Raw genomic sequence first — 9,209 nt, 5'->3', positions numbered from 1 at the left:
AGTTAAGGCGGGTGTTCACCTCTACCATTTCGAACAGAGTCGTTAAGCCCCGCACTGCCGATGGTACTGCTGTCATAAGCGGGAGAGTAGGAAGATGCCACCTATTGAAACAGCGAAAGCCTGTCCCACAAGGACAGGCTTTTTGCATTTGGCGTAGTTTCAGTACAGTACACGTTGATAGTCTTTAAAAGGCGCTTAAGCCAGAGACATAAAAGCTAATTGATCCATAGTTGGCAAGGTGATCTTTTCCAATAGTTGCTCCTCAAGCATTTCCGCCCATGCATTCATGTAGGCAACGACATCTTCCCGCACATTTTGCTTCAAATACCTTTTCTCAAGCGGAAAACGGAGCAGAACCTCACGATCATCAAGTCTTTCAAGGTGCTTTAGATCTTCAAGCATCAACCCTACGTTGAGTAGTTCATTGATCAATAAATCGATGGGCATTTGGCTTGTCGAGCAGTAGTCTTCAGCTTGCTCATTCCAGTCACCATGTCGTTGCATAGCATACCGGTGAATCTGGTCTTTGTTGAGTTTGGTTAACTGCTGGGCGAGGTTTCCGCAATTACATCCGCCCATGTGCCCCCATTGGTAAGGAGCGCCATGTTGGAGGTTAAGGGCTGTTTGCCGGAGGGCGTGAATCAATTCAGGAGTTGGGCGGGCCATATCTATTAAATTTGGTTTGTAGTTCACGTTACTATCCGCGAAACAGTCGTTATACCTATTTTGTTCATACGGGAATATACACAAAAAAGCCCGCATCAACGCGGGCTTTTTTGTTTACCGAACCAGTTCCATCAGGTCTTTGTCATTGACCTCTTTGCGGATATCTGCCATATCGAGGAAGCGGGTGTATATGCCATCGAGCGTTGGCTTATCATAGCGGAAACCGAGCAATTCAAGCCTATGCTTTAACGCGTGACGACCACTGCGGGCAGTTAAGACGATGGAGGACTTTGGTACGCCCACATCATGCGGATTCATAATCTCGTAGTTCTCCGAGTGTTTCAGGAAGCCATCCTGGTGAATGCCTGACGAATGAGCGAAGGCATTTCGGCCGACGATTGCTTTGTTGGCCTGTACAGGCATCCGCATCATCTGCGAGACCAGATTACTTACCGGAAATAGACGCGTCGCATCAATGTTGGTATGCAGTCCCAGTTCTTTCTTTACCTTCAGCGCCATAACAACCTCTTCGAGTGAGGTGTTTCCGGCGCGCTCTCCGATGCCATTCATGGTAACCTCCACTTGTCTGGCTCCATTCATTATGCCTGCCAGCGTGTTGGCCGTAGCCAGGCCGAGATCGTTGTGACAATGTATAGAAATGGTAGCCTGGTGAACATTAGCTACATGCTCATAGATGTAGGCTATCTTCTTACCGTATTCGTCCGGTAAACAATAGCCTGTTGTGTCAGGAATATTAACGACGGTAGCCCCTGCTTTAATTACAGCTTCGGTCAGTTGAGCAAGAAAGGCTAAGTCGGCACGGCCAGCGTCTTCGGCGTAAAATTCAACGTCTTCAACATACGTTTTGGCGTGTTTAACAGCCGCTATGGCCTGCTCCAGAATCTTCTCACGGGTGCTGGAAAATTTATTCCGAATGTGAATATCCGACGAGCCAATACCGGTGTGAATACGTCCTCGTTTGGCCCATTTGAGGGCTTCGCCGGCGGCATCAATATCGCCCTTTACGGCCCGGCTAAGCGCGCAGATCGTTGGCTCTGTTACAGCTTTTGATATCTCAACAACAGAGCGGAAATCACCTGGGCTGGAGATCGGAAAGCCTGCTTCGATAACATCAACGCCCATCCGCTCTAGTTCTTTCGCTACTACAATTTTCTCTTCAGTAGTTAACTGGCATCCCGGAACTTGTTCTCCGTCGCGCAGAGTAGTATCAAAAATGTAAACTCGCTGGCTCATAACTCGGTATTGATTGAAATAGAACTAATTCGTTGATTATAAAAGAAGCCCTTCCTCTGGTCAGAGAAAGGGCTTCTTGATATAGCATAACCTTCTCCGTCTTAAAAAACGTTTAGAATTTGCAGTCGGCAGGTTAGTAAGTCAGTCATAAAGTAATTTGCGAAATTTCGCTGTTCGCGTAAATACGCTACAAAAGTAAGCGTTTCTGTTAATTTTACAAATTACAGAAAAAGCAATTTTACAAAATTTAATGGGTTCTAAGCGGTAAGGCGTTGCAAAATCTGTTCACCCATTTGCTCGGTTCCCAAAAGCTTGTCAGCGGGTGTGCTGGAATCAGCAATGTCTCTGGTACGGAAACCTGCTTTTAGCACAGCATCAACAGCGTTCACAATGGCTTCTGCTTCTTCTTTCATACCGAACGATATGTCGAGCATCAACGCTACCGACAATACGGATGCCAGAGGATTGGCGACACCTTTACCCGTAATGTCGTGCGCTGAACCGTGAATCGGCTCGTATAGGCCCGTGGTATCGCCCACCGAAGCTGATGCCAGCATGCCCATAGAACCGGCGATCTGGCTGGCTTCGTCCGTTAGAATGTCACCAAATAGGTTTCCGGTCACAACAACATCAAAACGCTTGGGATCTTTGATCAACAGCATTGCCGCGGCATCCACAAATTGATGCTCTACCTCTACTTCCGGATAACGAGGAGCTATTTCCTGTACCACTTCACGCCATAAACGCGACGATTCCAGTACATTGGCTTTATCTACCGAGCATAGTTTTTTACGCCGGGTCATGGCGGCATCGAATGCTTTCGTAACGATTCGTTCTACTTCATACCGGCTGTAAATCATGGTATCGTAAGCCGTATTGCCTTCATCCTTACGGCCTCTTTCCCCGAAATAAACATCACCCGTTAATTCACGGAAGAACAAAATATCAGCTCCTTTCAATATTTCCGGCTTAATGCTCGACGCACTCAAAAGTTCGTCAAAGAGCTTTATGGGGCGAAGGTTAGCGTATAAACCCAGTGCTTTGCGGATGCCCAGCAAACCCTGCTCCGGCCGGACTTTGGCCGATGGGTCGTTATCGTATTTAGGATGGCCAACAGCGCCAAACAGAATGGCATCGGACGCTTTTGATTTGGTAATGGTTTCGTCGGGAATCGGATTACCTGTAGCTTCAATGGCTTCGTGGCCAATCAGAGCGGTATCGTACGTAAATTCGTGGTTGTACTTGCTGGCAATTGCTTCCAGAACTTGTTTGCCAACCGTTGTCACTTCCTGACCGATGCCATCACCGGCAATAACTACAATGTGTTTTTTCATTTTAAAAAACTAAAAGGTAAACGAGTGACGGATGCTTTTGGGCAGTCACCCGCTACAGTAAGCGAGCGAAAAAAAATAAAATTAACTATCAGAGGGTGAAAAAACTGCCTCAATTGGGTTTAACGGCTTCGGCGATAACGTTCTTGCCAATAATTCGACCAGTCGTTATTTTGTCGAATAATCGGCTCACGGGAAAAACGGCACGGTCGTAGAAAATTATTGACTCCTTCGTGATCCGCCCATCTTTACCCAACCATTTATAAAGCAGGGAAATAAAATAACCTGCGAAATCGTAATAGCGGCAATAAGTAACCTGTAGCCCAGCCGCTTCCAGAATTTGGCAAACCAGCTTTTTGTCATAGCGCCGGTAATGACCTACGTGCTCATCCATATTACTGAAAATCTCCTGACGGGCTGGCACAAAAACCTTGATACGCCCACCTGGCTTAAGCTTTTTGTAAAGCTCCTTGACAATGGCATCGTGGTGCTCGATGTGCTCAAGCACGTTGATCGTATAAATCAAATCATAGGTCTTTGCTAACTGGCTGATGTCTGTGTAAACAGGTTGTTTAATGAGCGGTAATAAGTCCGGGTCTATTTCGGCAGCATCGACGCTACCGATTGGAAACCGATTGGCGTATTCGCCGTTGCCGGCGCCAAAATCCAGTACGGCTTCACCAGGTCGAACATCCTGCGCAACCCACTGATAAAGACCACTGTTGTAGTTGACGGCGTGGCTCATCATAGCCAGATTGTCAGCTCCATTGTACTCTACTTTTTCGGCGGTTTGTTTAGCCTGACTCATGAGACGAATTTCGCGTTTAAAGTTCCTGTTCTCTTTTGTGGAGCACTAAGATATTAAACGAATCGTCATATTTAATCCAAGGTATTGAGCATTTTTTGCGTTGCTTTTATTGCCGACACCGTCTGGTCAGAATCGAGGCCGCGCGTTTTAAATTCACGGTTATTCAGTTTCCAGGTAATGATGGTTTCGCAGAGGGCATCTGTACGGCCACCGGTTGGAATTCGAACCGCGTAGTCGGTTAAAACCGGTAACGTCAGCTTTTTTCGGCTATACACTTTCTTCAGCGCGTTCATAAACGCATCGTACTGTCCGTCGCCCTGGGCGCTTTCCTCAAATTGTTCATCCGCAATTCTGACGCGTAACGTGGCCGAAGGCTTAAGATCTTTTGAGTGTGTCAGTACATAGTTGAGTACTTCCACACTGGCAGTAACAGCGGTGTTGTTCAGTACATCGGCAATGATGTAGGGCAAGTCTTCACGAGTGACGGCTTCTTTCTGATCGCCTAATTCGATGACGCGCTGGGTTACTTTCTTCAGATCACCCTCCGACAGTTGGATGCCCAGTTCGCGGAGGTTATTATCGATGTTTGCCTTGCCCGACATTTTGCCAAGGGCATAGCTCCGTTTCCGACCGAAGCGTTCAGGCAGTAACGCATTGAAATACAGGTTATTCTTTTTGTCGCCATCAGCATGAATACCCGCCGTTTGGGTAAATACATTGTCGCCAACAACGGGTTTGTTGTCCGGGATGCGCAGCCCCGAAAAGGTTTCCACGATTTTGCTGACCTGGTACAATGATTTCTCAACGACACCCGTCCGTACATCGGGCATAAAGTCGCGTAGTACGGCAATCGCGCTGGCCATAGGCGCATTCCCTGCTCGTTCACCCAGTCCGTTAACGGTGAGATGTATGCCGTGAACGCCCGCCCGAACCGCTTCCATGACATTCGCTATGCTAAGGTCATAGTCGTTATGGGCGTGGAAGTCGAAATGTAAGTCAGGATAGCGATTGACCAACTGGCCGACAAATGTGTAGGTCTCGTTTGGTGTCAGAACGCCTAATGTATCGGGCAGTAAGACCCGGCGTATGGGCTGAGTTTTGAGGAAATCCAGAAATTGGAGGACATAGTCGGGCGAGTTGCGCATGCCATTGCTCCAGTCTTCCAGATAAATATTAGCTTGAAAGCCCCGCTGTTTGCCTTCGCTGATTACCTGCTGAATCTCGAAAAAGTGCGCATCGGGCGTTTTTTTTAGCTGATGAACCAGGTGGTTCATCGAGCCTTTGGTAAGCAGGTTCATGACCCTGGCACCCGATGCCTGCATCCAGTCGAGGGAGGCCTGGCCGTCCACGAAGGTGAGTACTTCTATTTTATCAAGCACACCCGCTCCAGCCGCCCAGCTCGTAATTTGCTGAACCGCTTCTAACTCACCCGCCGACACACGTGCGGAAGCAATCTCAACCCGATCTACTTTAACTTCAGTCAGAAGCAACTGAGCTAAGGCCAGTTTCTCAGACGCAGAAAACGACACTCCGCTGGTTTGTTCCCCATCGCGGAGTGTCGTATCCATTATTTCAATGTAGCGACGTTTCATGTTCAAAGAGCGAAAGAGGGAATGAGTGAAAGGGTGGATAGCGCGTTAATTTCGCTCATGCACTCTTTCGCTCATTCACTCTTTAAAATGGACGCGTTTCAGCAAAGGCTCCGATTTCGTTTTTCATGGACAACAGGTAGTCGATGTCGTCGTAACCATTGGTGAGGTTGTGCTTCTTGTACTCGTTGATGGCAAAGCTTTCGCTTTCGCCCGTGGCCAGCAGCGTAATCGTTTGAGCGGGCAGATTTACTTCCAGTTCAGTTTTAGGATCGGCTTCTATGGCCGCGAAGATCTTCTCCACAAATTCGGGGCTGACCTTTACGGGCAGAATACCGACGTTGATTGAGTTATTCTGAAAAATGTCAGCGAAGAAACTCGACACAACGCACCGGAAGCCATAATCATAAATAGCCCAGGCTGCGTGCTCACGGCTCGATCCGCTACCGAAGTTTTTGCCGCCAACTAAGATTTTTCCAGAATAGGTTGGGTTATTCAGCACGAAATCCGCTTTGGGCGTATTGTCGTTATTGTAACGCCAGTCGCGGAAAAGGTTATCGCCGAAGCCTTTCCGCTCGGTGGCTTTTAGAAAACGAGCGGGGATAATTTGGTCAGTGTCTACGTTCTCAATGGGCATTGGAACGGCACTGCTGCGAAGTATAGTGAATTTGTCGTAAGCCATGGGAGGTTTGTCTGTTTTGGGTTTGTCGTTCGCAATTGCTGAGGCAGATCAGTTACTAATTACGAACGACAAACCACAACCTGTTTAGATGAACTGTCTTGGATCGGTTACTACGCCCGTAACGGCCGCGGCAGCAGCGACCAGCGGGCTCGCCAGAAGAGTACGGGCTCCCGGTCCCTGACGACCTTCGAAGTTCCGGTTTGAGGTAGACACGGCGTATTTTCCCGCTGGAACCTTGTCATCATTCATCGCCAGACAAGCCGAACAACCCGGTTGGCGCAGTTCGAAACCGGCCTGGGTCAGAATATCAAGAATACCTTCTTCCTTAATCTGCTTCTCAACAATGTGTGATCCGGGTACGAGCCAGGCCGTTATGTTGTCAGCTTTTTTGCGACCTTTCACGATGGATGCAAACGCCCGGAAATCCTCAATCCGGCCGTTCGTGCAGCTACCCAGGAAAACAAAATCAACAGGTTTACCGATCATGGTCTCGTTTTCGGCGAAGCCCATGTACTGCAACGATTTTTTGTAACTCGCCGAACCGTCTTTCACCGTTTCGGCCATTGGAATCTGGTGCGTTACGCCAGTGCCCAGACCAGGGTTTGTACCATACGTAATCTGGGGTTCAATGTCGGCGGCATCGAACGTGAGGTCTACATCGAAGGTAGCACCTTCGTCGGTTTTGAGCGATAACCAGTAAGGAACCAGTTTATCCCACTGCTCGCCTTTGGGCGAGAGCTCACGGCCTTTCAAATAGTTGAGCGTTGTTTCATCGGGGGCAATCATACCACCACGAGCGCCCATTTCAATCGTCATGTTGCAGACCGTCATACGGCCTTCCATGCTCATGTTCTCGAATACTTCACCGGCATACTCCACAAAGTAACCCGTGGCTCCGCTCGCTGAGGTTTGCGAAATGATGTACAGAATGACATCTTTCGGCAAGACAGCCTTACCCGGTTTCCCGTTTACGGTAATCCGCATTTTCTTTGGTTTGGGCTGCATGATGCACTGCGTAGCCAGAACCATTTCCACTTCTGAGGTGCCGATACCAAAGGCAATGGCACCAAACGCGCCGTGCGTCGACGTATGAGAGTCACCACAAACAATGGTCATACCGGGTAGGGTGATGCCATTTTCGGGACCAACTACGTGTACGATACCGTTTTTGACGTGGCCCAGGCCCCAATGGGAAATGCCATACTGATTGGCATTCCGCTCCAGTGCCGCCAACTGATTGGCCGACAGTGGATCTGCTACCGGCAAATGCTGGTTAATGGTTGGGGTATTGTGGTCAGCGGTGGCAAAAGTGCGTTCGGAAAACAAAACCGACGCGCCCCGGCTTTCGAGACCCAGAAAGGCCACCGGACTTGTTACTTCGTGAATGAAATGACGGTCAATGAATAACACATCGGGGCCATCGGTAACGTGCCGAACGACGTGGGCATCCCACACTTTATCGAACAGGGTTGTTGGGGTACTCATAGCTGTAAAGGATAACTAGTCGCGGTAATTCCTATTGCGTTTCTATGAATCAGCACGGCTGAGAAACGTGGCTACAAAATTGACTAATCTTGTTGGATCGTCTATCCCGCCAGTCGTCCACTAAATAGCGATTTTAGTTCAAATGGTCAGCTTGGGTGTAAAACCGTATTGAAGCTTGTACGCCTTGATAAAATGCGATACACTCTCGTAACCAATCTCCATACTCACTTCCGATACGTTTTTGGCCGTATTGCGTAAGAGAAAATGAGCGTGTTCAAGCCGCTTCTGGCGTATCCAGTGACCCGGCGACGTATGAAAATGGTCCTCAAACTCTCGCTTGAAGGCCGATAAACTTCGTCCGGATAGTTTAGACAACTCGTTCATAGACAACGGTTTGAGGAAATAAGTGTTCATCAGGTAGTCAAGATCCGTTTTCTGTCCCTGATAAATGTGCAGTAATATCGCCCGTAGATGGCCTGACGAGTCTAGTTCGAGCAGGTGCAGTAATAACTCCTGAAATTTGAGCCGTAGCAGCTCATTCAGAAAAGGTGTTTTGGCACCGAAATAAGGAAGTAGTGAGTCAATGAACGTGGTAAAGGTGGGCGACGACGAAAAAGAGAGGATCAGATCGGTCGGTAGGGGGGTAGGCAGCGCCTGAAATAAAGGCAGGTGCTGGCTGACAAATTCTTTCAAGAGTTTTTCATTGACAAAAAACACCAGACTCCGGTAGCTCGAATCAATGGATTCGTTCATGGAGTAACAACCCCGCTGAAAGAATAAAATCTGTCCTTTGCGTACATGTAGTTCCTGGGTAGGCGAACTGAATTTTTTCTCGCCTTCCAGAACCACAATGACGGCATGTTCCTCGAAGAATACTTCGTTCCGTTCGGGATATACGTCACTGCGATAAGCCACAAATTTCATCTCGGACGCGTCGGACCGCCGGATGTTCAGAGATTCGAACTGATTGGGCTGGATGGAGGAGGGAACACGAAGCATGGTAATATCTGAAGCATGATACTATCTAATGAACAGGCCCGAAATTAGGCGACTGCATTCCCATATATGTATAAATAGCGAAGGCTACTAAAACAACTAGACTAATACCAATTGCAAAGAGTGAATTTCTTTGTTCATAGCGGTCAGAGGTACGAACACCTAATAAACCCATCACTAAACTTACAAGGCACAAGAAAAGTCCCGCTATAGTACCTATTCCAATTAATCCCCCAAATTTGACTATTGAAGCATGGCTCTCTGCCCGTTGTAAAGCTGTAGTTAATAGAAATAAACTACTAACTGTAGTAGTATCTAACAATGCTAAGCGGAATGCGGTCTGCCCACGTTTTCTTGTCATTTTTATATAACAAATAGCCTGTAAATAGTAAAAGGGA

The 9,209-nt window shown here is 48.0% G+C and carries 9 protein-coding genes; all 9 read right to left on the bottom strand.

What is annotated here, in order from left to right; genetic code table 11:
* Nucleotides 1-195: 195 nt before the first annotated feature.
* Nucleotides 196-666, bottom strand: a complete 471-nt coding sequence (locus tag ACYU87_RS22400) for a hypothetical protein (RefSeq protein ID WP_461136331.1) — start codon at nt 664-666, stop codon at nt 196-198.
* Between the two features lie 114 nt (nt 667-780).
* Entirely contained in the window at nt 781-1,920 is a 1,140-nt protein-coding gene (locus ACYU87_RS22395; RefSeq protein WP_461136330.1) for a 2-isopropylmalate synthase, read from the bottom strand.
* A 257-nt stretch (nt 1,921-2,177) separates the two neighbouring features.
* Nucleotides 2,178-3,254: a 3-isopropylmalate dehydrogenase gene (gene leuB, locus ACYU87_RS22390; protein WP_461136329.1), complete on the bottom strand. Its 1,077-nt coding sequence runs from the start codon at nt 3,252-3,254 to the stop codon at nt 2,178-2,180.
* Between the two features lie 109 nt (nt 3,255-3,363).
* Complete coding sequence (locus ACYU87_RS22385) at nt 3,364-4,059, bottom strand: class I SAM-dependent methyltransferase (RefSeq protein ID WP_461136328.1); 696 nt, start codon at nt 4,057-4,059, stop codon at nt 3,364-3,366.
* 71 nt (nt 4,060-4,130) lie between these two features.
* On the bottom strand, nt 4,131-5,651 hold the full coding sequence (locus tag ACYU87_RS22380; protein ID WP_461136327.1) for an alpha-isopropylmalate synthase regulatory domain-containing protein: 1,521 nt from the start codon (nt 5,649-5,651) through the stop codon (nt 4,131-4,133).
* 82 nt (nt 5,652-5,733) lie between these two features.
* Nucleotides 5,734-6,330: a 3-isopropylmalate dehydratase small subunit gene (gene leuD / locus ACYU87_RS22375; protein WP_461136326.1), complete on the bottom strand. Its 597-nt coding sequence runs from the start codon at nt 6,328-6,330 to the stop codon at nt 5,734-5,736.
* Nucleotides 6,331-6,414: 84 nt separating this feature from the next.
* On the bottom strand, nt 6,415-7,815 hold the full coding sequence (gene leuC, locus ACYU87_RS22370) for a 3-isopropylmalate dehydratase large subunit (protein WP_461136325.1): 1,401 nt from the start codon (nt 7,813-7,815) through the stop codon (nt 6,415-6,417).
* A 138-nt stretch (nt 7,816-7,953) separates the two neighbouring features.
* Nucleotides 7,954-8,814, bottom strand: a complete 861-nt coding sequence (locus ACYU87_RS22365) for a helix-turn-helix transcriptional regulator (protein WP_461136324.1) — start codon at nt 8,812-8,814, stop codon at nt 7,954-7,956.
* Nucleotides 8,815-8,839: 25 nt separating this feature from the next.
* On the bottom strand, nt 8,840-9,172 hold the full coding sequence (locus ACYU87_RS22360) for a hypothetical protein (RefSeq protein ID WP_461136323.1): 333 nt from the start codon (nt 9,170-9,172) through the stop codon (nt 8,840-8,842).
* Nucleotides 9,173-9,209: the final 37 nt, after the last annotated feature.

Source organism: Spirosoma lituiforme, from assembly GCF_054776635.1.
The sequence above is the reverse complement of the archived record's forward strand: the minus strand, read 5'-3'. Positions and strand labels throughout refer to the sequence as shown.

Bases quoted from the DNA above. Each gene is read 5' to 3' on its own strand.
- ACYU87_RS22400 (WP_461136331.1), bottom strand. From the start codon at position 666: ATGGCCCGCCCAACTCCTGAATTGATTCACGCCCTCCGGCAAACAGCC.
- ACYU87_RS22395 (WP_461136330.1), bottom strand. From the start codon at position 1,920: ATGAGCCAGCGAGTTTACATTTTTGATACTACTCTGCGCGACGGAGAA.
- leuB (WP_461136329.1), bottom strand. From the start codon at position 3,254: ATGAAAAAACACATTGTAGTTATTGCCGGTGATGGCATCGGTCAGGAA.
- ACYU87_RS22385 (WP_461136328.1), bottom strand. From the start codon at position 4,059: ATGAGTCAGGCTAAACAAACCGCCGAAAAAGTAGAGTACAATGGAGCT.
- ACYU87_RS22380 (WP_461136327.1), bottom strand. From the start codon at position 5,651: ATGAAACGTCGCTACATTGAAATAATGGATACGACACTCCGCGATGGG.
- leuD (WP_461136326.1), bottom strand. From the start codon at position 6,330: ATGGCTTACGACAAATTCACTATACTTCGCAGCAGTGCCGTTCCAATG.
- leuC (WP_461136325.1), bottom strand. From the start codon at position 7,815: ATGAGTACCCCAACAACCCTGTTCGATAAAGTGTGGGATGCCCACGTC.
- ACYU87_RS22365 (WP_461136324.1), bottom strand. From the start codon at position 8,814: ATGCTTCGTGTTCCCTCCTCCATCCAGCCCAATCAGTTCGAATCTCTG.
- ACYU87_RS22360 (WP_461136323.1), bottom strand. From the start codon at position 9,172: ATGACAAGAAAACGTGGGCAGACCGCATTCCGCTTAGCATTGTTAGAT.